At 59.0% G+C, this 23,474-nt stretch carries 19 protein-coding genes; 15 read left to right on the top strand and 4 right to left on the bottom strand.

Annotated features, from left to right (window positions below):
- The first annotated feature begins 11 nt into the window (after positions 1-11).
- From CLV84_RS18755 to CLV84_RS18765, 3 genes are read left to right on the top strand one after another with little or no spacing between them, the layout of a single operon-like run.
- Entirely contained in the window at positions 12-431 is a 420-nt protein-coding gene (locus tag CLV84_RS18755; RefSeq protein WP_104421368.1) for a hypothetical protein, read from the top strand.
- A gap of 36 nt (positions 432-467) precedes the next feature.
- Entirely contained in the window at positions 468-2,039 is a 1,572-nt protein-coding gene (locus tag CLV84_RS18760; RefSeq protein WP_104421369.1) for an NAD(P)/FAD-dependent oxidoreductase, read from the top strand.
- Positions 2,039-3,373: a hypothetical protein gene (locus tag CLV84_RS18765; protein WP_104421370.1), complete on the top strand. Its 1,335-nt coding sequence runs from the start codon at positions 2,039-2,041 to the stop codon at positions 3,371-3,373. The genes CLV84_RS18760 and CLV84_RS18765 overlap by 1 nt, the downstream gene beginning before the upstream one ends.
- Before the next feature lie 255 nt (positions 3,374-3,628).
- On the opposite strand, the gene CLV84_RS18770 is transcribed toward CLV84_RS18765, so the two are convergent.
- The gene (locus CLV84_RS18770; protein ID WP_104421371.1) at positions 3,629-5,047 is read right to left on the bottom strand and encodes a CCA tRNA nucleotidyltransferase; all 1,419 of its coding nucleotides are present in this window, start codon (positions 5,045-5,047) and stop codon (positions 3,629-3,631) included.
- A 71-nt stretch (positions 5,048-5,118) separates the two neighbouring features.
- On the opposite strand from CLV84_RS18770, the gene CLV84_RS18775 reads away from it, so the two are divergent.
- On the top strand, positions 5,119-6,975 hold the full coding sequence (locus CLV84_RS18775; protein WP_104421372.1) for a lamin tail domain-containing protein: 1,857 nt from the start codon (positions 5,119-5,121) through the stop codon (positions 6,973-6,975).
- Here the strand turns inward: CLV84_RS18775 and CLV84_RS18780 are convergent.
- The gene (locus tag CLV84_RS18780) at positions 6,918-8,237 is read right to left on the bottom strand and encodes a serine hydrolase domain-containing protein (RefSeq protein WP_170067775.1); all 1,320 of its coding nucleotides are present in this window, start codon (positions 8,235-8,237) and stop codon (positions 6,918-6,920) included. The two genes, CLV84_RS18775 and CLV84_RS18780, sit on opposite strands and share 58 nt — an antisense overlap.
- Before the next feature lie 49 nt (positions 8,238-8,286).
- Positions 8,287-9,108: an acyl-[acyl-carrier-protein] thioesterase gene (locus CLV84_RS18785; protein ID WP_104421374.1), complete on the bottom strand. Its 822-nt coding sequence runs from the start codon at positions 9,106-9,108 to the stop codon at positions 8,287-8,289.
- An 84-nt stretch (positions 9,109-9,192) separates the two neighbouring features.
- Here CLV84_RS18785 and CLV84_RS18790 point away from each other — a divergent pair, with 84 nt between their 5' ends.
- The 8 genes from CLV84_RS18790 (at position 9,193) to htpG (ending at position 19,005) form a co-directional block, all read left to right on the top strand.
- Positions 9,193-9,597, top strand: coding sequence for a hypothetical protein (locus CLV84_RS18790; protein ID WP_245911562.1), 405 nt, complete (start codon positions 9,193-9,195; stop codon positions 9,595-9,597).
- 209 nt (positions 9,598-9,806) lie between these two features.
- Positions 9,807-11,486 carry a DUF6089 family protein gene (locus CLV84_RS18795; RefSeq protein WP_104421375.1) on the top strand — a complete coding sequence of 560 codons (1,680 nt, stop codon included), beginning with the start codon at positions 9,807-9,809 and terminating at the stop codon, positions 11,484-11,486.
- A 293-nt stretch (positions 11,487-11,779) separates the two neighbouring features.
- On the top strand, positions 11,780-12,724 hold the full coding sequence (locus CLV84_RS18800) for a tetratricopeptide repeat protein (RefSeq protein WP_104421376.1): 945 nt from the start codon (positions 11,780-11,782) through the stop codon (positions 12,722-12,724).
- A gap of 96 nt (positions 12,725-12,820) precedes the next feature.
- A complete protein-coding gene (locus CLV84_RS18805) occupies positions 12,821-14,731 on the top strand; it encodes an OmpA family protein (protein ID WP_170067776.1) in 1,911 nt (636 codons plus the stop codon).
- 16 nt (positions 14,732-14,747) lie between these two features.
- A complete protein-coding gene (locus tag CLV84_RS18810) occupies positions 14,748-15,437 on the top strand; it encodes a hypothetical protein (RefSeq protein WP_104421378.1) in 690 nt (229 codons plus the stop codon).
- Positions 15,437-16,426 (top strand): succinylglutamate desuccinylase/aspartoacylase family protein, encoded by a 990-nt coding sequence (locus tag CLV84_RS18815; RefSeq protein ID WP_104421379.1) that lies wholly within the window; start codon positions 15,437-15,439, stop codon positions 16,424-16,426. Before CLV84_RS18810 ends, CLV84_RS18815 begins: the two co-directional genes overlap by 1 nt.
- A 9-nt stretch (positions 16,427-16,435) precedes the next feature.
- Complete coding sequence (gene nadD, locus CLV84_RS18820; RefSeq protein WP_104421380.1) at positions 16,436-17,017, top strand: nicotinate (nicotinamide) nucleotide adenylyltransferase; 582 nt, start codon at positions 16,436-16,438, stop codon at positions 17,015-17,017.
- A gap of 101 nt (positions 17,018-17,118) precedes the next feature.
- The gene (gene htpG, locus CLV84_RS18825) at positions 17,119-19,005 is read left to right on the top strand and encodes a molecular chaperone HtpG (RefSeq protein ID WP_104421381.1); all 1,887 of its coding nucleotides are present in this window, start codon (positions 17,119-17,121) and stop codon (positions 19,003-19,005) included.
- A 13-nt stretch (positions 19,006-19,018) separates the two neighbouring features.
- Here the strand turns inward: htpG and CLV84_RS18830 are convergent, their stop codons facing one another.
- Positions 19,019-19,600 carry a VOC family protein gene (locus CLV84_RS18830; RefSeq protein WP_104421382.1) on the bottom strand — a complete coding sequence of 194 codons (582 nt, stop codon included), beginning with the start codon at positions 19,598-19,600 and terminating at the stop codon, positions 19,019-19,021.
- Between the two features lie 91 nt (positions 19,601-19,691).
- Here CLV84_RS18830 and CLV84_RS18835 point away from each other — a divergent pair, with 91 nt between their 5' ends.
- From CLV84_RS18835 to CLV84_RS18845, 3 genes are all read left to right on the top strand, one after another.
- Positions 19,692-20,279 carry a hypothetical protein gene (locus CLV84_RS18835; protein WP_146088875.1) on the top strand — a complete coding sequence of 196 codons (588 nt, stop codon included), beginning with the start codon at positions 19,692-19,694 and terminating at the stop codon, positions 20,277-20,279.
- Between the two features lie 207 nt (positions 20,280-20,486).
- Positions 20,487-21,998 (top strand): SUMF1/EgtB/PvdO family nonheme iron enzyme, encoded by a 1,512-nt coding sequence (locus tag CLV84_RS18840; protein ID WP_104421384.1) that lies wholly within the window; start codon positions 20,487-20,489, stop codon positions 21,996-21,998.
- 156 nt (positions 21,999-22,154) lie between these two features.
- On the top strand, positions 22,155-23,474 hold the full coding sequence (locus CLV84_RS18845; protein WP_104421385.1) for a UDP-N-acetylmuramoyl-tripeptide--D-alanyl-D-alanine ligase: 1,320 nt from the start codon (positions 22,155-22,157) through the stop codon (positions 23,472-23,474).

The raw sequence follows: 23,474 nt of genomic DNA on the forward strand, positions 1-23,474 counted from the left end.
ATCTATACACCATGAAATTTTTCTTCACGCTGGCCCTATTGGGCTGGGCAGTAACGTCCTTTGCACAGGACCCTGCCGACATTTTTCACAAGACGGTTGACGTAGATCGCGTAAACGCGATTTCTTTCGACATCTACAACAAAGACCAGGTGGAATACCGTACCTGGCCGGGCGATGACCTGCTCATCGAGACGTCCGTGGAAATAAAGAACGTCCAGCAGGATATTCTCGATTTCTACATGAAACAGAATCGTTATGTACTCGAACCCCAGGTCAGCGGCGACCAGATGGCCCTCGTGAGCTACGACAAGACCCGCCGTACCGTAAAGGGGACCGAGGGTAGCGCCTTCGAGGATGTGATGATTGTCGTTTACATGCCAGAAGATTTCGCCGCCACTGGCGATGGCCGGTATACGCGTACCAGCCGATAAGCCAAGCTCCCGCCGGAGTGCCTACCTTTGCACTCCATGCCGACTACCCTGGAAATCAAGCTTGCCCCCTCTGAGCTGCACGATGCGGCCGCCCTTCGTCGTGCCGTCAGCCGCAAAGGAAAAATCGCCGAGGAAGACATCGGTATGCTTACCGTTAGCCGGCGCAGCATCGATGCCCGTGGCGGCCGGCCGGTATATCGGTTACGCGTAGAAGTTACCGACAGGAACGACCCCCCCGAAGCGGAAGCCCCCCCGGCTTTTCAGCTTCAGGACGTATCCGATGCGCCGACGGTGGCCATCGTCGGCTGTGGTCCGGCGGGGATGTTTGCCGCCCTGGAACTGATCGAGCTCGGTCTGCGTCCGGTGATCATCGAACGGGGGAAAGACGTTCGGGCGCGGAGACGTAGCCTGCGGGCCATCCAACAAGCGGGAGAGGTCGATCCGGACAGCAACTATTGCTTCGGAGAAGGCGGAGCCGGCACCTATAGCGATGGCAAACTGTATACCCGGAGCCTGAAGCGGGGCAATTACCTTAAGGCCTTGCAAACCCTGGTGGCCCACGGTGCGCAGGAGGATATCCTGATCGACGCCCACCCGCACATCGGATCCAACAAGTTACCGGGGGTCGTGGGTAATATGCGGGAAACCATTCTGGCCTACGGTGGCGAGATCCGCTTCGGCCACCGCTTGGAGGACGTGGAGCTTTCCGGCGACCTCCGCGCCCTGATCGTTCGGGACGAGCAAGGGCGGGAATACCGGCTGGCGGCCGAAGCGTATATTCTCGCTACCGGTCATTCGGCGCGGGACGTTTACCAACTCCTCCACCAGCGGGGCGTACGCCTGGAAGCCAAACCTTTTGCCCTGGGCGTGCGGATCGAGCATCCGCAGCCCCTGATCGACCAGATCCAGTACGGACAGTCTCAGCGGGAAGCGAACCTGCCGGCCAGCAGCTATAAGCTCGTCACCCAGGTAAAGGGTAGGGGCGTCTTCAGTTTCTGTATGTGCCCCGGCGGTTTGGTCGTGCCGGCGGCGACCGCCCCCGGCGAGATCGTCGTCAACGGGATGAGCCTGAGCCGCCGCGACAGTCCGTTCGCCAACTCCGGCACGGTAGTGGCCGTCGAACTCGAAGACCTCGCCCCCTTCGGCGCCCACGGGGTGTTTGCCGGACTGGCCCTGCAGCAGCGTATTGAGCAAACCATGTTCGCCAGTGGAGACGGTACCCAACGCGCGCCCGCCCAGCGGCTTACGGACTTCGTCGACCGGCGACTATCCACCGACCTGCCCGCGACCAGCTACATTCCCGGCCTGCACTCCGCCGCCCTCCATACCTTACTCCCCGACAGCATCTATTCACGACTCCAGCAGGGCGTACGTGATTTCAGCCGGAAGATGAAGGGCTATTACACGGGCGAGGCCAACGTGATCGGCACGGAAAGCCGGACCTCCTCCCCCGTTCGGATTCCCCGGGACCGGAAGACCTACGCCCATCCGGAGTTGCCCTCCCTCTATCCCTGCGGGGAGGGGGCAGGCTTCGCCGGCGGAATCCTCAGTGCGGCGATGGACGGCCAAAACGTAGCCCGGGCGGTGGCGGCAAAGGTGCTCGGGTAGTGCGGTCCGGATCCCGGATCGTGGGCGCGCTCTTGCTTTCCGGCGGCGTTCTCTATCTGGGCTTCGGTGTCGACCGCACGGAATTCTGGTCGCTCTTCACGGCCTTCACCGTTGCCTTTGCCGGGTACGCGCTCCTTATCGGTTCGCCCACCGACCGGCTGCTCCGACCCTTGCTCGTATTTGGCTTGTTACTCCGCCTGGCGCTGGTGTTTGCCTTCCCCCGCCTTAGCGACGATGTTTACCGCTTCATTTGGGACGGTGACCTTATCCTGGCGGGGGATAACCCTTACGTGCACACACCCGAAGATTACCTTATCGGTGGAGCGGACTTTGTCGATCCGCAACTGTTCGAAAAACTCAATTCTCCCACTTACCATTCCATTTATCCCCCGGTGGCTCAGGGCGTATTTACGCTGGCAGCATTCGTGAGCCCGGGTAGTTGGTACGGTGCCGCCGTGGTAATGAAACTTTTCCTGCTGATTACCGAACTCGGCTCCGTATACCTGCTTTATCGCCTGCTACGGGGTTTCGGGCTACCTCCCGGGAGAAGTTTGTTGTACTGGCTCAACCCCCTCGTCTTAGTGGAGGTGGTGGGCAACATCCACTTCGAAGGAGCGATGGTGTGCTTCCTCCTGCTCGCCCTCTTTTGGCTGAACCGGAGCGCCTACGGCCGGGCCGGATTTGCCATGGCCTACTCCGTAGCCAGCAAATTGCTGCCACTGATGCTGCTTCCCTTTTTACTGGGACGACTCTGGCGGCGCGCTTTCTGGCGATTCGTGGGGGCACTGGCCGTTAGTCTGGGCTTGTTGTTTCTGCCGGCGTTGGTGGGGAGCGGAGTGGTGGAGGGCTTTGGGGGGAGCCTGGAGCTATACTTCCGCAAATTCGAGTTCAATGCCAGTCTGTACTACCTCCTTCGTAGTTACGGTTACTATGCGGTGGGGTACAATCAGATTGCCGAATACGGGCCCCTCCTGGCCCGCGTTGCGGCCATGACCATATTCATCGTGGCCCTGTCCGACGAGCGAACGGACTGGAAGTCCCTGCCCGGTCGCTGGCTGGGTGCTTTCGTGATTTATCTCCTGTGTGCCACGACGGTCCACCCCTGGTACCTTACCGTTCCCATTGCGCTGTGTTGCCTTACGGATTGGCGGTATCCGTTGGTGTGGTCTTATCTCATTATGCTGACGTATACCAGCTACACGACCGTACCCTACCGGGAAGATCTTTTTTTGGTTGGTTTGGAATATTTCGCCGTCTTGGTTTATTTTGTAGCCGAACGACGCGGGAAAATTAAAAAAGGCCCGCACGGTGTACGTGCGGACCTTGTATTGTAGCTTTCAGACTACCGAAATAACTGGAATCTAGTGCGCCCTGGGGCGCAGGGATTATAATATAAACCTTCAAAAGTGCGGGAGGGAAAACCAACAATCCCATCCGCTATAGTGAACACGCTTTTTGGAAAGAATCGAGGAGATGTTGCACCACCTCCTTGCGATATGACAAAGATAGGCGTGGGGGTAGGGGGTGTCATACCCCACGATCGTGGGGTGGGCCTCAGAAAGTACGTTAATTTTAGTTAAAACCCGGCCTCACTTGGCTTGGGGGTGAAGGGAAAGCGCCGCCGCTACTTCCACCATCTTGTTGTAGGCCGCGTCGTACTCATTAGGGATGTCGCCGTCGAGGATGGCTTCGCGCACCCCATCCTTGATTTGGCCTACTTGCCGGCTGGGGGGGATGCCGAATGTCTCCATGATCAATTCTCCGGTGATGGGGGGCTGCCAGTTCCGCAGGTGGTCTTTTTCCTCGATCTCCTGCATGCGTTCCCGCAGGCGGCCGTAATTATCGAGGTACCGCTGCACCTTATTGGGGTTCTTGCTGGTAATATCGCTCTCGCAAAGCGTCATGAGGTCGTCGATGTCTTCACCCGCGTCGAAGAGGATGCGTCGCACGGCCGAGTCGCTGATTTCCTCCTGGGTGAGGGAAATGGGGCGCTGGTGGAGTGCCACCATTTTCTGGACGTACTTCTGTCGGTCGTTGGGAAGCCGGAGGCGGCGGAAGATCTTGGGCACCATACGTTCTCCAACGGCGTCGTGGGCGTGGAAGGTCCAGCCGGCATCGGCCTCCCAGCGCTTCGTCTTGGCTTTGCCGATGTCGTGCAGCAGGGCCGCCCAACGAAGCCAGAGATCATTGCTGCGATCGGCCAGGTTGTCGACTACTTTCGTCGTGTGGATGAAATTATCCTTGTGCTTCCGGCCATTCCGGCTTTCGACGCCGCGCAGGGCGGCCAGTTCGGGGAGAACGTAAGCAAGTAGGCCGCTGGCGTCCAACAGCCGCAGGCCAACGCTCGGCGCGGAAGACAGCATGATTTTATTCAGCTCGGTGGCGATGCGTTCCCAGCTGATAATCTTAATGCGCTCGCGGTGGTCCTTGATGGCCTGAAAGGTGACCGGGTCGATGCGAAAGCCGAGCTGGCTGGCGAACCGGATGGCGCGCAGCATCCGCAGGGGATCGTCACTGAAGGTCTTACCCGGCTCGAGGGGGGTGACGATCCGTTTGGCTTCCAGGTCTTCCAGTCCGTTAAAGGGGTCGATGATGGTGCCGTAGTCCCGGTCGTTGAGGCTGATGGCCAGGGCGTTGATCGTGAAGTCGCGGCGGTGCTGGTCGTCGCTGAGGGTGCCGGACTCTACCGTCGGCTTCCGGCTATCGCTGCGGTAACTTTCCTTGCGGGCACCGACGAACTCGATTTCCAGATCGCGGTGCTTGAGGGCGGCCGTGCCGAACCGCTTGTACACCGTCACTCGGCTGCGGGGGTGGAGGTTATCCCCTACGCGCTTGGCGAGTTCGATGCCGCTGCCTACGCAAACGATATCCAAGTCCTTACTCGGCCGGGCCAGCAAGCGGTCCCGGACGTACCCCCCCACCACGTAAGTCGGGAAGCCCAACGCGCCCGCCGCCTGGCCGATCACCTCAAAAATTTTGCGCTCGTCGTCGCGGATCTGAAAAATCATAGGGGCGCGAAGATAATTAACACGACTCTCACCACAGTAGAGTGACCAACTCTACCTATGCGGGAAAAAGTATGCGACGTATTTACTCCTTATTCCCGTGGTCCCTGTTCGTGGTTCTAATCCCTTGCACCCGCGCTCCGGCGCAAACCATATACTTACAGCAGGGCTTCGAGGAGGCGGCGGAGGAAAATTTACCCTACGCACCCGATATCACTCCCTACGGCTCGGGCGCCGTGCCCACCTGGAATCGGGTGGAGCAACTACCCGGTATCACCGCCCCCGCCAACGGCAATTTCTTCTGGGCGGCCCGGGACGTAGACAACGCCACCTCCGGCCGGGAGGTCGCCAGGTTGCGGTTCGAGGCCGGAAACATCTGTTCCCTGACGAGTGCCCGCTTTGTCTTCGCCTATAACGTGCAAGGTTACGATGCCGGCGACGACTTTGGCTACGAGCTCTTCCTCGATGGGTTTCCCGCCCAAAAAGAAGTCCTGATCGACGGCAAGAACGGCGGCGGCATCAGCACCGACGGCTGGGTGTACCATGCCGTTGCCATCCCCGGCACCGCCCAGACCGCGGCGCTGGAAATTTTCTTCGACCAGAACGGCGACGACGTGGCCGCCGTAGATCACGTACAGGTAATCGCCAGTGGTGACGACGGAAACTGCCAGCCGGTATGCGGTATCCGGCTCGGACAGCCACGCCTCAACTGCCTCAGTTTTACGGACGACCCGGATGTGATCCGATTGAGTCTGCCCTATTCCGGCGCGGAAATCGGCGCGGTAGTCTACTCCAGCGCGGGCACGGTAGGCGGTGACGATCCGGCCGTTCAGCCCGACGGAACCATTATAGTTGATGGCTACACCGAGGGCGGCTATGCGTTGCTCCGTATCCGCGGGGGCGATTGCGAAATCGACCTGCCCCTCGAGTTCCTCACGGATCAGTGCCTGCCCAGCGACGTCGTGATCAACGAGGTGCTTGCCGCTCCGGCCCACGACGCGAACGGTGACGGGGTAGTGGACGGCGGCGACGAATTCGTGGAAATCTATAACACGGGGGCGGGGCCCTTCGACCTGTCGGGGCATACGGTCCATGACGGGTCGAACAGCGGCCCGCGCTTCACCTTTCCTGCGTCGACTGAATTGGGAGCGGGCGAAAGCTTCGTCATTTTCGCCTCGGCCGCCGACGCGGGCAGCCTGCAGGACGGGTGCCGTTTCGGCACGGCCAGCGGGTTCCTCGGACTCAACGATGACGGCCCGGAGTCCGTGATCCTGCGCGACGCAGACGGCCGGGTCGTCGCCCAGGTGGATTTCGACGACGCTCCCGACGGAGAATCGCTGACGCTGTCGCCCGACGGCAATCTCGCCGGGGGGTACCACCCGCACGGCGCTATCGATGGGGGTGCCGCTTCGGCATGTGGCAGCTTCTCCGGACTGCCGGTGGTCCTGAAACGATTCTCCGCCACGCCACTCTACGACGCGGTGCGCCTCGACTGGGAAACGGCGGTCGAGGTCGATAACTGGCACTTCGTCGTCGAACGCAGCAAAGCGGGGGTTGCCTTCGAAGCGATCGGCCGCGTACCGGCCGGCAAGGGAAGCTACGTCTACGTAGACGAGAACCCCTACCCCGGTCAAAACTACTATCGGCTCCGGCAGCTGGATATGGACGGCCAGGAAACCCTGTACGGGCCGGTCAGCGTGCGGTTGGACAGTGGCCTGATCCGGCTGTTCCCCAATCCGACCAGTGGACGGATGCGCATTAGCGGAGACATCGACGAGGCGCAGGTATACGAGGTGTTCTACGCCGACGGGCGGCGTGCTCTGACCGGACGGGGTAACGTCCTCGAGGTTGCCCACCTGCCAGCGGGGGTGTACTACCTGCGTTTGCCCCGTAGGTCGGACGTAGCTTCCTTGCGGTTTATGAAGGAATAGATCAGCGAATGGATGCGGGGGCGAATGTTGAGCGTATAAATGGCCCGGCGGTCGCGGCTGGGGTGCACCCGGTTGCTCAGGAAGATGTAGAGCAGGTCGGCCTCCGGATCGGCCCACACGAAGGTTCCGGTGTACCCGCTGTGCCCGAAGCTGGCCGGAGAGGCCGCCTCGGCCACCGAGCTGCTGGCCGCGTCGTAGGTCAGCAGGGGCTTGTCGAAGCCGAGGCCCCGGTGGCTGCCTTCTTCCGGATACTGGTAGCTGGTAAAGGTGTCTACGGCCGCCTGCGTCAGATAGCGCCGGCCGCCGTACTCGCCGCCGTTGAGCAGCATCTGATATAGTTTCGCCAGGTCTTCGGCGGTGGAGAACAGGCCGGCATTAGCACTCACGCCGTCCATCATGGCCGCGCCTTCGTCGTGGACCACCCCGTGCAGGGTATCCATACGGAAGAAGGTGTCTACCTCGGTAGGTACGATGCGATCGAGGGGGATACCGCGGTCGAGCGGCCGGTAGCCCAGTTCGTCGGCGCCTAGGGGATCGTAAAAGTGTTCCCGCAGGTAAGTGCGGTAGTCCATTCCGGTGGTGCGCTCGACGTAGTCGGGGAGGAGGTAAAACAGCAGGCCCGAATAGACGTAGTCCCCCGGAGCTTTCACCGGCGATTTACGGATGGCCCGGTAAATGCTCCGCTCCCGAAACTTGCGGTGCAGCCACAGGTCGTCGGTGAGTTTGATGGGAAAGCGGCCGGTGCTGTCCCGTCGGATCGTGCGGTTTCGAAAGCGATAGTCGTTGATTCTGCCGGCGTCCCAGCGTTCCTGCCAGGGGTAACGGCCGTGGCCCCGGAGGGTGGTTTGCCAGTAGGGTACCCAAGGTAGCAATCCGGCCCGGTGGGCCAGGGCCGACCGGAGCGGGATCCGCTGTTTATCCGTACGCTTGAGTTCGGTGAACAGCAGGCCGAGGGGGGTATCCAGGTCTAGGTCACCTTCCCCGTATTGCTTCATCAGTACGAGCAGGGCGGAGGTGGTTTTCGTCACCGAGGCGAGGTCGTAGACATCGTCGGGACGCGTAGGCCGTAAGCGGTCGTAGGTGTGGTAGCCGGCGGTGACGTGTACCAACGGTTCCCCCTTGTGCCATACGAGCACCTGGCCGCCCGGGAAGGCACCGCCCTCGATACCTTTATTCAGCACCGACAAAATGGAGTCTTGGAGGTCCTGTTGAGCGTTAAGCGGGGCGGTCAGGAACAGCAGTAGCGGGAGCAGCAATCGCATGGGGTACATTTGGGCGCCGGAGCGCGGGAGCAACGAAAATACGCCAGCGTTAAACGATCGGGGTCCACCGGGTAGCCATGGAGGCCAGCAGCTCGCCTTCGCCCCGGTAGAGGCCATGGGCAAAGTGGCCGGAATGGGCGGCTTTGGCAGTAACGGCGGTGAGCAAGTCGCCATAGCGGGCCTCGCGGTGGTAGATCATATCGGCCCGAACCGGCAGGTGGGTGCTCAGGAAGGGCAGGTCCAGCGGTTCGAGCATCAGCTCGGGAAAGGCGGGGTTGGTCAGGTGATTGTTGAAGTCGAGGTGGGCGAACTGCACGCGGAACGTTCGCTCCGCCGTGGGAGATTCCGGCGGGGCGGGTTTCTCGCCGGGCACTGCCAGTCCGCTGCCGGCCGGTGGCAGATCCTGCAATTTGTCCGTAACCCGTTGCGGGATCGGTCGGATGCGCCGGCTGTTGAGGTCCATCACCGACCAGGTGGATGACGAGCAGGCCATGACCCGCTTCGCCGCGTCGAGGAGGTAGAAGTCGCGGTAGGTGATGAGTCCTCGTTGGATAAAGGTGGGGAGGGTAACGACGGAGACGGCATCGCCTAGCGCCGGCCATTCGGTAGCCTGGATGGATTGGCGGTGCAGTACCCAGGTAAGACCGAGGTCACGGGAGAGTGCATGACTGGAAATACCGAGGCGGTCGGTATTGCGCAGGGCCGCCTCCTGGAATAGCCGGATGAGGTGGGGGAGGGTTAGCCGGCCGTGCGGACCGACGGTAGCGGCGGCCACCCGGTCGTGCAGCGTCTCCGAAAGGGGTGAGGTCGGGGGAGCGGGCAGGGTATCAATGGTACGGGGGTTGTGGGGATCTTCCTGGCCGGCAATCATGATTTTCTAAACTTTTTGTTTAGTTTTGCATAACTCAAAACATACGACATGGCGCTAAGGGCGGTTTCACGACGACCGGTGTTCTTGGCATCTTACGACGATCCTGCTCCGGCGGAGGTGGAAAAGGTAAGGTTAAGGCAGGACTTTCCGGAAACGGGCAGCGATCGGTACGGCGGTTTGTCCGACGGTTACTGTTTTCGCATCGTATTTGCCGCCGGGCGGTTGGAGCGGAGTTACGACCTGCTTCGGCAGTTTTTACAGGAAGAAGGTTACGAAGCCGTACCGGTGCCGGCCGACGCCGACGAACTGAAAAAGTTCCGGCTGCCGCCTAAGCTCAGGCACCAGCTATCCTTATTCGGGGAGGACGGATACGTGCATAACCCCCTCAAGATCCTTTTTCCCCCCCAGGGCGGTAAGCGCGGAGCGGTCATCCTGGAGATCTACAACGAGGCGGAAGCGGGGCATTTGCTCAAATTTCACCGTCGGTAATCGGAAAATACGCGCGAAAAGCCGAGTATTTTCAACATGTTTGGACCAAAAGTTAGCTACAATACGGGATTAAGCCCTAAAATTGCACCTTGAAACTTACCGCCCTGAACAAATCGCTTTGCTAAGCGATAAAGCGGTAGACATCTCCGAGCCATCTGGCTGGGAGGAAACCAACTAATGTAAAACAACCACACGTCAAACCCGAAAATATGCTCAAGCAGTTATTACTCTTTTTCGTGGTACTCACTTGTATCAATGTATATGGGCAGGATATGCCTGCCAGTACGGAAATGCCCGAAAGTGCTTATCCGTGGGAATTCGGTCTCAAATTGGGAGGAACTTCCATGGGAGGCGATCTCAACGACAATAGTTTCCCGCTCATCGATCAGATCAGCCCCGCCGGAGGTATCTACCTGCGTCGCCGCCTTGGCAACGTGATCGCGCTGCGCCTCCAGCTGATGTACGGTTTTCTGCAGAACAATACGGACAAAGCCGACGACGCCGAGCTCACCGCCCTGGATGCTTCGATCGAGACGACGGTCTTCGAGCCCAGCCTGAGCTTCGACATCGAGCCCTTCTTCGCTAGCCGTTTTAACGACGACTATACCTTTAAGCCCGGCTTTTCTCCCTACATCAGCGCCGGTGTCGGCTACGGTCTGTGGGGCGACGATGAAGCTGAGTACGGTGCAGGCACCAGTGCCGTCCAAACCGACATCAACACGGACATCGAGGATCGCGCCGACGAAAGCGGTGGGCTCGTGATTCCCGTAGGTGTAGGTCTTCGTTACTACTTCTCCCCGAAATCCTCGCTCGGGCTGGACTATCGCTTCCGGTTCTCTAGCTCCGACCTGATCGACGGTGTCTCCGCCGCTTACGGTGATCCGGAAGAGAACGATCAGTACGCATTTCTCGGCCTGACCTACTCGGTCGGGTTCGGAGCCCGCGATGCTGACGGCGACGGCGTGAAAGACATGGAAGATGCATGTCCTACCGAAGCCGGCCCCGCCGCTACTAACGGTTGCCCCGATTCCGACGGTGACGGCGTTGCCGACCGCGACGACGAGTGCCCCAATGAAGCCGGTGTTGCTAACCTGAACGGTTGCCCCGACGGTGACAGCGATGGCGTAGCTGACAAAGACGACGATTGTCCTACCGAACCGGGTACTGCTGCCACGAACGGTTGCCCCGATGGCGACGGTGACGGTGTTGCCGATAAAGACGACGAGTGCCCCAACGAAGCCGGACTGGCGAGCCTGAACGGCTGTCCCGATGGTGACGGTGACGGTGTGGCCGACAAAGACGACGAATGCCCCGCCGAAGCAGGCCCCGCGGCTACCAATGGTTGCCCCGACCGCGACGGTGACGGTATCGCCGACAAAGACGACGAATGTCCCGATGAAGCCGGTGTTGCCGAGCGTAACGGTTGCCCCGTTCCCAACGACCGCCCCGAGAACCTCGAAGAGCGGATTGCCCGCTACGGCCAGCTGCTCGAAGGTCAAGACTTCCAGCACATCCGGATCGACAGCATCAACGGTACGATCGAAATCGATCGGATTTACTTCCCCACCGATATCTCTAGCCTGAACCGCCCCGATCGCATGGTCCTGGAAGAAATCGATCGCTTCCTTGCCCTCGATGGTGCTTCGGACTTCGATATCCGTTTCGAAGGTCACGCTGACCGCCGTGCTTCCGACGAATACAACCAGGCACTCTCCGAGCGTCGCGCCAGTTCCGCCATGGAGTACACTGCCGACCAGGAAGGCGCTAAGGCCGAAAACCTGACCATGATCGGATTCGGTGAAAACCAACCGGTGGGTAACACCCTCCGCGAGAACCGCGTAGTTATCCCGGTTGCTACCGAGCCTACCCGCATGATTGAACTGGACTAAGCCGTCCACGACCATCTGCCCATCGACAGGGGGTGCTTCCCAGCGGGGAGCACCCCCTGTCTTTTAGAATTCCTTAACTTTCCTCCCCGGCCGGCGCACTTTTTATCCTTTACGGTGTTCCAAATAACTGATTAGAAGCAAATCCGGGGGGATTCTTACCTTTTAATTGGTAATACTATTACGTTTGCACTCCTTCTACCGGGTACCTCATTCGGTCGGGTTGGCGTGTGATCTGGCGTAACACGCGGAGGTCGGGTACGCGTAACTGAAATTTTGCAAAAGCACTTCGGGAAATGTCTGAGTATAAGGTCATCATTGCGGGACAGCTCGAGTTCGGGTCTGAACGAGCGTATAATCAGGTTATGGAGCAGTACGCGCACCGCATGGAGAACTACTATAAAAACGACATTTTACTCAAACCCGAATCCATTTTTAAGGAGGACGAGATGACCCTCGACGTACCCCGCACCGTGATGCCGAGTACCGAGCGGTTGTGGTTGAACACCCTGAATTTACTCGAGCGCGTAGTCACCTTCAGTATCGCTGGCTCGCTCAATCTGTGGCGGCTGGATGCCGGCGTGATGATCGACCACTATAAGCTAGAGCCTAAGAGCGATCGCACCACGGTCCAGCTATTCAATCGCGGTAGAGAACTGGTCGACCAGCAAGACAACGAGGAAGAAGCCTTGAAAATGATGACCAAGGTCGTCTCCCGCTTCGAACGACACGCCCAGGCTTACGAACGGAGAGGCTTCGTCAATTACCGATTGGGAAATGACGAGGATGCTTACTACGACTACACGAAAAGCATCTCCATCAACCCGCTGATGCCGGAAAGTTTCTACGGTCGCGGACTGGTTAACGTCCGGCGTGGCGACGCGGTCAAGGCATCCGAGGATTTTGAGGCGGTGACCCGCAACAGCATTCCCCACCAGGCGATTTACTGGATGGCGCAGGTAGCCCTGGGCGATGCCTATATGGAAATCGGCCGGCCGAACGACGCCATGCGCATCTTCAGCATGTTTACCAAGCGCAAACAACGGATCGCCAGCCTCGAGCGCTACGATCGCCGGGTTGCCTACCAACTCGGTCAACTCTACATCAAGGCCGGTAGGCCCAACGACGCGGCACGGGCCTTCGAACTCTCCCTGAATGCGGCCACCGATCCGAAGGCGCCGAAGAAAGAGCAGATAGAAAGTGCGTTGGAGAGCTTACGGGCGACTCCTTCCAGCGGATAACCCGCCATCCCTAACGAACACTAAGGAGGGAATGGTAGCGTTATAGTAGCTACACTAATCATGCCGGTCATGCGCTTTATGGGACCGTTGCTGTGTATGCTCCTACTTTTGGGCACCACGGTTGGCTACGGACAATCCGCTCAGCGGGAAATGAAGAAGAGCGAGCTCAAGGAATTGGCCGCTACCCAATCCCTCATGACGTTGCGGAAGTATCCGGAAGCAAAAGAGAAGCTGGCTAAACTGATTAAGAAGTACGATGAGGTAGCGGAATTGTACTACCTCGATTCGGAAATCAGCCGGGGCCAGGAAAACTACCCGGAGGCCATCGCGTCCCTAGAACGGGGGCTGGAGCTGGAGGGGCGTAATGCCTCTGTTGCCTATCGCAAAGTCGCGGAGCTCTACACCCTCAACCAGGAGTACGAAACGGCTCTGACCTACTACGAAAGGTATCTGGATGCCCTTCAACAAGCGGGACGGAATGATCAATTGGTGGATAAGGCCCGAAACCTGGTCGAATCCGCCCGGGTGGTCTCCGATTTGGCCGCCAACCCCTATCCCTACGAACCTACTCCGCTCGGGCCCGGCGTCAACACCACCCACAGCCTGGAATACTTTCCGAGCCTGAGCGTGGATGGCCAGCGCCTCATCTTCACCCGCCGGGTCAACAAACAACAGGAAGACTTTTACCAGAGTGACCGGCAGCCCGACGGCTCCTGGTCGACCGCCGTGCCGCTTACCGGCGTCAACACCCCCATGAACGAAGGTGCCCAAACCATCACGGCGGACGGCAACTACCTCATCTTTACGGGTTGCGGGCGCCGGGATGGTATCGGATCCTGTGACCTGTACTATAGCGAACGGATTGGCGACCGGTGGGGCGAAGCGCAAAACATGGGTCCCACGGTCAACACCCGGGCTTCCGAGAGCCAACCGAGTTTGTCACAAGACGGCTCCCTACTCTTTTTCGCCAGCAATCGGGAAGGCGGGCTCGGCGGCGACGATATTTACGTTTCCGGCCGTCGCCCCGATGGGCAGTGGAGCCGGCCGATCAATCTAGGCAAGACGGTAAATACCAACGGTAACGATCGCTATCCCTTCTGGGCGGCGGACAATAAGACGCTCTACTTCACCTCCACCGGCTGGCCGGGAATGGGGGGAGCCGACCTGTTCATGACCTCGGTTGACGAGAACAACAACTGGCAACAACCGAAAAACCTGGGGTATCCCATCAACACGCCCGGCGAGGAAACGAACCTGTTTATCGGCCTTGATGGCCGTTCCGCCTACTTTAGTAAGGGTATCGCAGACGGTATCGATATCTACACCTTCGAACTGCCGGAGGAAGCCCGGCCGGCCCCCGCCACGTACGTCGAAGTACAGGTAGTCGACGATGAAACCGACCGGCCGCTGACCGCTAAGGTGCGCTTACAAGCGCAACAACGCGGGAGCCCCGTTACCGTCCGCAATACGGACACCCGTGGCCGGTACCTGACCGTCCTCCCTACGGGCCTGGATTACGGGTTCAGCGTCGAGAAAGAGGGGTATCTCTTTTACTCCGACCGCTTCATACTCGCCGGCGAACACTCCGCCAGTGAACCCTTCCAGTTGCGGATCCGCCTGCAGCCCATCGAGGAGCACGCCCTAGCGGAAGAGGCGGAAGCAGACGGGGCGATCGTACTCAGGAACGTCTTTTTTGAAACGGGCAGCGATGAGCTCCTCGAGTTCTCCACCGAGGAGCTGGATCGACTGGTTACTCTCCTGGAAAGCCAGCCAACGGTCGGGGTGGAGATTGCCGGACATACGGACGACGTCGGCTCCGACGTCGACAACCAGCGGCTCAGTGAACGACGGGCCGCATCGGTAAAACGCTACCTGGAATCCCAGGGCATAGCCGCCGACCGCATCCGTTCGGTGGGGTACGGGGAGAGCCGCCCGGTGGCCTCCAACGACAGCGCGGAGGGCCGGGCCAGCAACCGGCGGACAACCTTCCGGCTGCTCTTCGAATAGTCCTTATTTTTGCGGGATGTCCGCAGATATTCAGGTACCCGAATTATCCTCTTCCCGGCACTGGCCCGCGTTGGCCATCAGTGGGCTGTTCCATCCCCTGCTGATCCCTACCTATAGCTTTCTGATTTTGGCGGGCGTTAATCCCTATCTGTTCGGTACCTCCGACCTGGGCGAACCGAAGGCCATGAGCCACCTCATCCTGATCTTTCTCGACACCTTCGTCATCCCGGTCATCGCCGTGCTGATTATGGCTAAACTGAACATGATCAACAGCGTCATGATGCACGAGAAGTCCGAGCGCATCGGCCCGCTGCTGCTGGTCATGGTGCTCTACTTCTGGATTTTCTGGAATTTTAATAAGAGCAGCCAGACCCCGACGATATTTTCATCCTTTCTGCTGGGCGTGGTCATCGCCCTCATCCTCGTCTTCGTAATCAATCTGGTTGATAAGATCAGCCTGCACGCCACGGGGATGGGGGGACTGTTGGGCGTATGCATCATCATGCTCGGTCTTTTCGGGCCCAACGGCATCGCTATCGGTAGCCTGACCCTGGGCCTTCCCCTGCTGGTGGCCACCGTCCTCATCATTGCCGGCCTGGTCGGATCGGCGCGTCTGGCGCTCGGCGGGCACTCGCCCATGCAACTCTACGCCGGATACATGGTCGGATTCGTGGCCCAGTTCGTCGCCCTGAAATTTTACTTCTGATGCAGAGCAAACCCGAACCTTCCGCTCCCGACCCGCTGGGGGAAAGTCCCCGCGTAATCGGTCACTACATCGGTGAGGAACCCGGTCCGTTGGTCGTGGCCATCGGCGGTATTCACGGGAACGAGCCGGCCGGCGTCCAGGCGCTGGAGCAACTATTCGATCTGCTTAAAGAAGAGCCCCGCCTCAACCCCGGATTTACCTTCCGGGGTGAACTGCTGGCCCTGCGCGGCAACCTGGAGGCCCTACGGGTGGGCCGGCGTTACGTGGACATCGACCTTAATCGGATCTGGAAGCCCTACGTCCGGGGTACCGACAACACCTTTCCCACCGTGGAGGCCCGCGAACTGGACGGCATGCTTGCCGCCATCGAAAACGCCCTGGAAGATTCTTCCGCCCAGGAGCTCGTACTGATCGACCTGCATACCACCACCGCCACCGGGGGAATTTTCGCCATCACGGGCGATGACGCGCCGAGCCTCCTGCTGGCCGCCGAACTCGGGGTGCCGGTGATCAAGGGAATGTTAAGCGGATTGCAGGGGACGACCCTCAGTTACTTCCGGTCGGGCGAATACGACTTCGAGCATCCCTGCCGGGCCATCACTTTCGAGGCCGGTGCGCACACGGATGAGGAGTCCGTCGACCGGGCCCTGGCCGCCACCGTCAACCTGCTCCGATCCGTAGGATGCGTGCGGGAAGAAGACGTCAGTACGCACCACGAGGAGACGCTACGACGGGCGGCTGTGCCGGTACCCACCCTACTGGAACTCACCTACGTACACCACATCGACCCGGATGACCGGGCCGGCTTCACCATGCGACCGGGTTACCGCAATTTTCAGTCGGTCGAGGAGGGAACCATCATTGCCGAAGACGCCAACGGACCCATCGCGGCGCCCTGCTCCGGCTACATCCTCATGCCACTTTATCAGGACCAGGGGGACGAGGGATTCTTCATCGTTGCGGCCTACGAGGGCGGTACCGCTTATTAAAGGAAGCACATGAGCAGGCGTCAAGTGGGGCTATTTTTCGGATCGTTCAACCCCGTCCACATCGGACACATGATCCTGGCCAATTTCATGGCCACGCGCACCGAGTTGGACGAGGTGTGGATGGTCGTCAGTCCGCAAAATCCCCTCAAGCAACGGGGCAGCCTGGCCCGCGACCACGATCGGCTCCACCTAGTGGAATTGGCGATCGGTGACAACCCGAATCTGCGGGTGAGCCGCGTCGAGTTCGACCTGCCTAAGCCTTCCTACACCGTCGATACCCTGGCCGTGCTGCGGGAAAAGCACCCCAACTACGATTTCGCGCTCATCATGGGGAGCGACAATCTGGTATCCTTCGCGAAGTGGAAAAACCACGATATCATCTTGCGCGATTTCCGTATTCTCGTTTACCGGCGGCCCGGTTATGCCGACGGTCCTTTTGCCGAACACCCCTCCGTGCTCATCTACGACGCGCCGCTGATGCAGTTGTCGGCAACATACGTCCGCGACTGCCTGAAAAACGGCACCAGCGTTCGCTACCTGGTTCCTGCGGCGGTGGAGGAAGAACTGCTAAAATCGGGGATGTACCGCTAAGCAAAACCGCCGGTGCAACCGACATTCTGACAGGCGGCAGTAGGTGGAACAAAACTTGTCCTTTGCATGGGGGGCGGATCACGTCCGTAAAATTAACAAGTATGCAAAAAGGCAACATATCCGTACAGACGGAGAACATCTTTCCGATCATCAAGAAGTTTCTCTATTCCGACCAAGAGATCTTTTTGCGGGAGCTCGTATCCAACGCCACCGACGCTACCAGTAAGTTAGCCACGCTGGCTCGCAAGGGGGAAGCGAAGGGTGACTACACCGACAAGACCATCGATATCGTGGTGGATAAGGAAGCCGGAACGCTCACCATTCGCGACCGGGGCATCGGCATGACCGAGGAGGAAGTAAAAAAATACCTCAACCAGGTAGCCCTGTCCAGCGCCCAGGAGTTCGTGGATAAGTACCAGGATGATGCGTCCATCATCGGCCATTTCGGACTCGGGTTTTACTCCGCGTTTATGGTTGCCGAAAAGGTGGAGGTCGTAACCAAGTCTTATAAAGAGGATACGGCGGCGGTGCGCTGGATCTGTGAAGGCGATCCGAGTTACGAAATCGGAGAAGCCGAACGGCCCATGCAGGGTACCGACGTCATTCTCCACATTGGCGCCGATAGCAAGCAATACCTGGAAGAAGACGAGATCGAAGGGCTACTGATGAAGTACTGCCGCTTCTTGCCATACCCCATCCGTTTTGGTACGAAAACCGAAACCACCTACGAAGAAGTAGAGGACAGTGCGGAAGAGGGAGAAGAAAAGCCGAAACCCAAGAAGATCGAAACCGAGGTCGACAACTTCATCAATAACACCGACCCGCTCTGGAAAAAGGCGCCCGCCGACCTCACCGACGAGGACTATCGCGCTTTCTACCGCGAACTCTACCCGATGGGGGAACCCCCGATGTTCTGGATCCACCTCAATATCGACTATCCGTTTAATCTTACCGGCATTCTGTACTTCCCCAAGGTGAGTGGAAAGCTGGAGCTACAGCGGAATAAGATTCAGTTGTACAGCAACCAGGTGTACGTTACGGACAACGTCACCGATATCGTACCGGAATTCCTCACGCTGCTGCACGGGGTGATCGACTCGCCCGACATTCCGTTGAACGTTTCCCGGAGTTACCTCCAGGCGGATACGAACGTGAAGAAGATCACGGGATACATTACGAAAAAAGTCGCGGAAAAACTTAACAGCCTTTTTAAGGACGATCGCGAAGCTTACGAACAAAAGTGGCCCGACTTGGGAGTTTTCGTTAAGTACGGTATGGTCTCCGAGGAGAAATTCTACGATCGCGCCACGAAGTTTGCCCTGCTGGAAAATACCGACGGGAAGTTCTTTACCATTGAAGAGTACCGCGAGCGGATCAAGGATACCCAGACGGATAAATACGATCGGTTAGTGGCGATCTATACCGCGGATGCCGACCGCCAGCATACCCTGATCGAATCGGTGCGGGAACGCGGTTACGACGTCCTGCGGTTCGAGCACGCCATCGATGCGCCTACCATGCAGACGTTGGAGCAGAAGGAGGACAAACTCAACTTCGTACGGGTAGATTCGGCCACCCCGGACCAACTCGTTCAGAAAGACGAGGAAAAGGAAAACCTGCTGAGCGAGGAACAACAAGAAGTGGTCACGAACCTCTTCACCGGCGTCGTGCATCCCGGCAACAACGTCGAGCTGAAGCCCCTGGCCGTTCAGGATGCCCCCGTACAGATCGTGCGCAACGAATTCATGCGCCGCATGAAGGAAATGCAGATGATGCAGGGAATGGACGCCAATATGTTCCCCGACAGCTATCAGGTTGTGGTGAATGCCAACAGCCCGGTCGTGAAGGAGCGCCTTTTGGAGGTGGAAGATGAGACCAAGCGTACCGAAAACGCCAAATATCTGTACCAACTGGCACAGCTCAGCCAGCAGATGCTGAGTGGCAAGGAGCTAAAGGAATTCATCGACCGGTCCATGAAACTGATGTAATCAGCGGCAGGCATCACAGGGTGAATTCCCCTTTCGGTCCGCGGATCACGGCCTCGATTTTCGGGGCGGGTCCGCGGATCACTTTTTGGGGCAGTCCCAGTGCTGCGAGTTCGGCGTTGATACCGTCGGGAGCCGGGTGGTAGAGCCGCAGGGCGCCGAGCTGCAGCCCGAGATCGGGGAGGCCGTCGGCGGGATGTAGCCCATCCGTTCCCCAGTCGATAAGGAAGGGAAGGACGGCTACCGGAGGATCGGTTCCCGGATCGGTGAGGGTCCAGCGAAGGGTTGTTCCACCGGGCAATTCGCGGCTTCCGGACACCACCGGTCGCCCGTCGTGTATGGCACCCGCGCTCGCCGCCCACCTGCTGATGCGCGATTTTGTCGTGCGATCGACACCCATCCACCTGGGTGGAGGGATATCCGTTACCGGATCCACGGCCAACAGCTCCAGGTATTGGCGGTTGCCGAGGCGGAGTAGGGCGTTGTAGGTACCCCGCGAAAGGTGGCGCCCGCCTGGGGAAGGGGGGTAGCCGAGCGCGGTAAATCGGGTTACGGCAGCGGGAAGGTCGGGGACCAGGTAAACCAGGTGATCTAACATTTCCGAAAGGTAAGTGCTAACTTAGCGCCGCTTTCCGTTGATCTTCTTACTACGGGTCAGCGGGCGGCGGACTACCCCATAATCTCACATTATGCGTTGTATTCTTTATTTGTTCTTCTTGTTTCTCTGTGTCAACGTTTCCGCTCAGCGGCGTGGTAATCCGGCGGCCGCTACCGAAGCTCCCCTGCAACAGCAGTTTGACGAGATGCTCGATGCCTCCAATCGCTATCAGGAATTTAAGGTGGTACGCCAGGAATTCCTGGATGCGTTCATGGTCAACGTGAGTGACTCCATCAGCGGCTACACCGAGCGCATTTCCCAGCTAGAAGGTGAAATGGCCGAGTTGCGGAACGAAATCGACGCCAACTCCAACGAAGTCGCCGAACGCGATGCGACGATCGCGGAGCTGAACGACGAGCTGGACACGGTGAGCCTGCTGGGGATCCAACTTAGCAAAGGAACCTACAGCTTGATCATGTGGTCGCTGGTCATCGGTTTGCTGATTGCCCTGCTGGTCGCTTTGGCCAGTACCCGGATCGCGGCCGCCAACAATACCGAATTGAAGCGGGAGCGCGATAAGCTGGCCGCCGAACTCGAACAAAGCCGGAAGAGCCGCTTAACGGTGGAGCAGGATTTGCGCCGGCAGCTCCAGGATGAGATCAACCGCCGCAACGACTAATTTGTACCTTAATAGAGCGGATAAGTCCGCGGAGCGCAAGGAAGCCGACAAGGTTGGTTCAACCCCGGACCGGGCGCAAATATTAAGATTTCGAACACAATAGTTCGTCTGGCGATTCGGTTTAGTTAGCCGTAGGTCGGTGATGCACGCCGTATCCGACCGGACCGCCTCCACAAACCGACTTTAATTCAGGACGACCACCGCAATATGAAAATATTTTTCAAGACGCTTCCCTACCTCTGCCTCGTGCTGCTGGTAGCGAGCTGTAACCGCAACAACGACCGTTCCCGTACGACCAACTGGAAGTACAACGACGAGAAATGGGGCGGCTACGAACGGAACAATGACTTCGAGGGACAGGAAACTCCGCCCAACATGGTGCTGATTCCGGGCGGAACGTTCGTAATGGGATTCACCGAAGAGGACGTTCCCTACGACTGGGATAACATTCCCCGCCGCGTTACGGTCTCCAGTTTCTACATGGACCAGACCGAGATCAGCAACGAGGATTATCTGCTTTATCTCCACCACACGGCAGACGTTTACGCCGATTATCCCGAGGTACTTCAGGCCGCCTTGCCCGACACCCTCGTTTGGCGGGACGAGTTGTCCTACAACGAGCCCTACGTGACCGGTTACCTCCGGCACCCCGCCTACGCACAGCACCCCGTCGTGGGAGTAAGCTGGGTACAGGCCCGTGAATACAGCCGGTGGCGGACCGACCGCGTGAACGAAGCTATTCTAATCGACCGTGGCTACCAGGAGCAACGCCCCGACCAGTCCGGATCCGACGTATTCGTCACCGATGCCTATCTCGCCGGACAATACGAAGGCGTAGAGCGTAAGGGAATGAAGGACCTCCAGACCGGAGAAACCCGCCCGATCCGTCTCGAAGACGGTATCCTGCAGCCTGATTTCCGCCTGCCGACCGAAGCCGAGTGGGAATACGCGGCACTGGCACTCGAAGGCCTGCAGTCCAACGAGAAGGACGAGAACTACACCGACCGCCGCATTTACCCCTGGAGCGGTACCAGCATGCGCTACCGGGTGCACGACAAGAATCAGGGCAAGATGTACGCTAACTTCAAGCGTCGGGGTGGTGACTACAGCGGTCTGTCCGGTAAGCCGAACGACGAGAACATGATCACCAGTAACATCTGGGACAACTACCCGAACGACTTCGGTCTCTACAACATGGCGGGCAACGTCAACGAATGGGTACTGGACCTGTACCGCCCATTGACCACCCAAACGCTGGTGGACGTGGAGAACCACGACCTCAACAGCTTCCGGGGTAACGACTTCCAGGACCTGAAGCGCGACCAAGACGGTCGCCCGGTAGAAAAGGACAGCCTGGGTCGCCTGGTATACGTACCCGTCAACGACGCTGACGTAGCCGAGCGGGACAACTACAACCGCGGTCGGGTATACGACTACCTCGACGGCGATGAAGAGAGTGGTGCGGATTACGCCACCAACGAGCACACCCTGATCAGCGACAAAGCACGCGTATACAAAGGAGGAAGCTGGGCCGACCGTGCCTACTGGCTCAGCCCTGGAACCCGCCGCTACCTCGACCAGGATCGCGCCTCCCGTACCATCGGTTTCCGCTGCGCTATGGTTCGCGTGGGCAACAGCCAGGGTATCGACGATCCGCAAGCCAACCGTTTCGGCATGAAGCCTGGAAAAGACAAAAACCGTCGCCGTTCGCGTCGGTAGGACGTAAGCACCTACGATCAGAAATGCCCCGGCCCGTTTATCGGTGCGGGGCATTTCGTTTTGGGTGTCCCCGGATCCTGTTACTTGCCCCGGCCACCGCTTACTTCCCCGGCGGGATGCATCCGAAAAATTCAAACAAGCATGTAGCTTTGTAGCATGGAGATACCCCAGGCAAGCCTACCGGAGATATACCGGATTTACCTCGATCACCCTACGGTGGTCATCGATAGCCGGAAGGCTACAGCGGGTTGTCTGTTTTTTGCCCTTCGGGGAAGTACGGACGGAAACCGCTACGCCGCTTCCGCCCTCCGGGCGGGGGCGGCGTATGCGGTAGTAGACGACGCCAGCGTGGTGGAAGCCGGCGATGGCCGGTATCTGCTCGTAGCTGATTCACTGGCGACGCTACAGGCCCTCGCCAAGCGACACCGCGACGACTTCCGCATGCCGGTGCTGGCCATTACCGGTAGCAACGGTAAGACCACTACGAAGGAACTGATCACGGCGGTGATGTCGCGGCAGTATCGAGTACACGCTACACCGGGGAATTACAACAACCACATCGGCTTACCGCTGACCATCCTTTCGATGCCGCAGGGTACGGAATTGCTGGTACTCGAAATGGGGGCTAACCACGTCGGCGAGATAGCCCAACTCTGTGAGATCGGTCGGCCGACCCACGGTATCGTGACCAATATCGGGGAGGCACACCTGGAAGGCTTCGGCGGGAAAGCCGGTATCATCAAGGGAAAAGGGGAGTTGTACGATTTTCTCGGACTCACCGGTGGGGTGGCTTTCGTTAATACGGACGAGGACCATCTAGTCGATATGGCAGCGCGGGTGAAGCGGGTGATTCCTTACCTAACCAGTGAGCAACCTTCGCCCCTGGTACCGGGCCTGGAAATCAAGACGGTAGCCGTCCACCCACGGGTGGAGGTGGTATTTCTTTCCTCCGGCGAGCCGTTTCCGGCGGTAACCCAACTCAGCGGCCGCCACAATTTACAAAACATCAAATCCGCCATCGCGGTAGGTAAATACTTCAAGGTGCCGGGTAGCGCCATTGCCGAGGCGCTGGCCGCTTACCAACCGGCCAACCACCGCAGCCAGTGGCTCACCCACCGCTCCGTCGATTTTTACTGGGACGCTTACAACGCCAATCCGAGTAGCGTTCTGGCAGCTCTGGACGCGTTTGCCAGTTCCCATTCGGCGAACGACAGCGTGGTCGTGCTGGGGGAAATGCTGGAACTGGGAGTGGATAGCCAAGCAGCCCACCGTCGGGTGGTGCTGCGTGCCGGACAGGTGGCCCGTATTGTACTGCTGGTGGGAGAAGAAATGAAACCGGTCGCGCTGGAACTCGGCCGGCCTCATTTTGCTGACGTCCGAGCACTGGCCGAATGGTTTTGGGCACAGGACTGGTCGGGAAAAAAGATCTTCGTCAAAGGGAGCCGCGGTAATAAGCTGGAAGGACTGCTGGCCTAG

The organism is Neolewinella xylanilytica, from assembly GCF_002934605.1.
GTDB classification, from domain to species: domain Bacteria; phylum Bacteroidota; class Bacteroidia; order Chitinophagales; family Saprospiraceae; genus Neolewinella; species Neolewinella xylanilytica.

Coding starts and splice junctions, on each gene's coding strand:
- CLV84_RS18755 (WP_104421368.1), top strand. CDS start 12: ATGAAATTTTTCTTCACGCTGGCCCTATTGGGCTGGGCAGTAACGTCC.
- CLV84_RS18845 (WP_104421385.1), top strand. CDS start 22,155: ATGGAGATACCCCAGGCAAGCCTACCGGAGATATACCGGATTTACCTC.
- CLV84_RS18805 (WP_170067776.1), top strand. CDS start 12,821: ATGCTCCTACTTTTGGGCACCACGGTTGGCTACGGACAATCCGCTCAG.
- CLV84_RS18770 (WP_104421371.1), bottom strand. CDS start 5,047: ATGATTTTTCAGATCCGCGACGACGAGCGCAAAATTTTTGAGGTGATC.
- CLV84_RS18760 (WP_104421369.1), top strand. CDS start 468: ATGCCGACTACCCTGGAAATCAAGCTTGCCCCCTCTGAGCTGCACGAT.
- CLV84_RS18785 (WP_104421374.1), bottom strand. CDS start 9,108: ATGATTGCCGGCCAGGAAGATCCCCACAACCCCCGTACCATTGATACC.
- CLV84_RS18815 (WP_104421379.1), top strand. CDS start 15,437: ATGCAGAGCAAACCCGAACCTTCCGCTCCCGACCCGCTGGGGGAAAGT.
- CLV84_RS18780 (WP_170067775.1), bottom strand. CDS start 8,237: ATGCGATTGCTGCTCCCGCTACTGCTGTTCCTGACCGCCCCGCTTAAC.
- CLV84_RS18810 (WP_104421378.1), top strand. CDS start 14,748: ATGTCCGCAGATATTCAGGTACCCGAATTATCCTCTTCCCGGCACTGG.
- htpG (WP_104421381.1), top strand. CDS start 17,119: ATGCAAAAAGGCAACATATCCGTACAGACGGAGAACATCTTTCCGATC.
- CLV84_RS18830 (WP_104421382.1), bottom strand. CDS start 19,600: ATGTTAGATCACCTGGTTTACCTGGTCCCCGACCTTCCCGCTGCCGTA.
- CLV84_RS18835 (WP_146088875.1), top strand. CDS start 19,692: ATGCGTTGTATTCTTTATTTGTTCTTCTTGTTTCTCTGTGTCAACGTT.
- CLV84_RS18800 (WP_104421376.1), top strand. CDS start 11,780: ATGTCTGAGTATAAGGTCATCATTGCGGGACAGCTCGAGTTCGGGTCT.
- nadD (WP_104421380.1), top strand. CDS start 16,436: ATGAGCAGGCGTCAAGTGGGGCTATTTTTCGGATCGTTCAACCCCGTC.
- CLV84_RS18840 (WP_104421384.1), top strand. CDS start 20,487: ATGAAAATATTTTTCAAGACGCTTCCCTACCTCTGCCTCGTGCTGCTG.
- CLV84_RS18795 (WP_104421375.1), top strand. CDS start 9,807: ATGCTCAAGCAGTTATTACTCTTTTTCGTGGTACTCACTTGTATCAAT.
- CLV84_RS18775 (WP_104421372.1), top strand. CDS start 5,119: ATGCGACGTATTTACTCCTTATTCCCGTGGTCCCTGTTCGTGGTTCTA.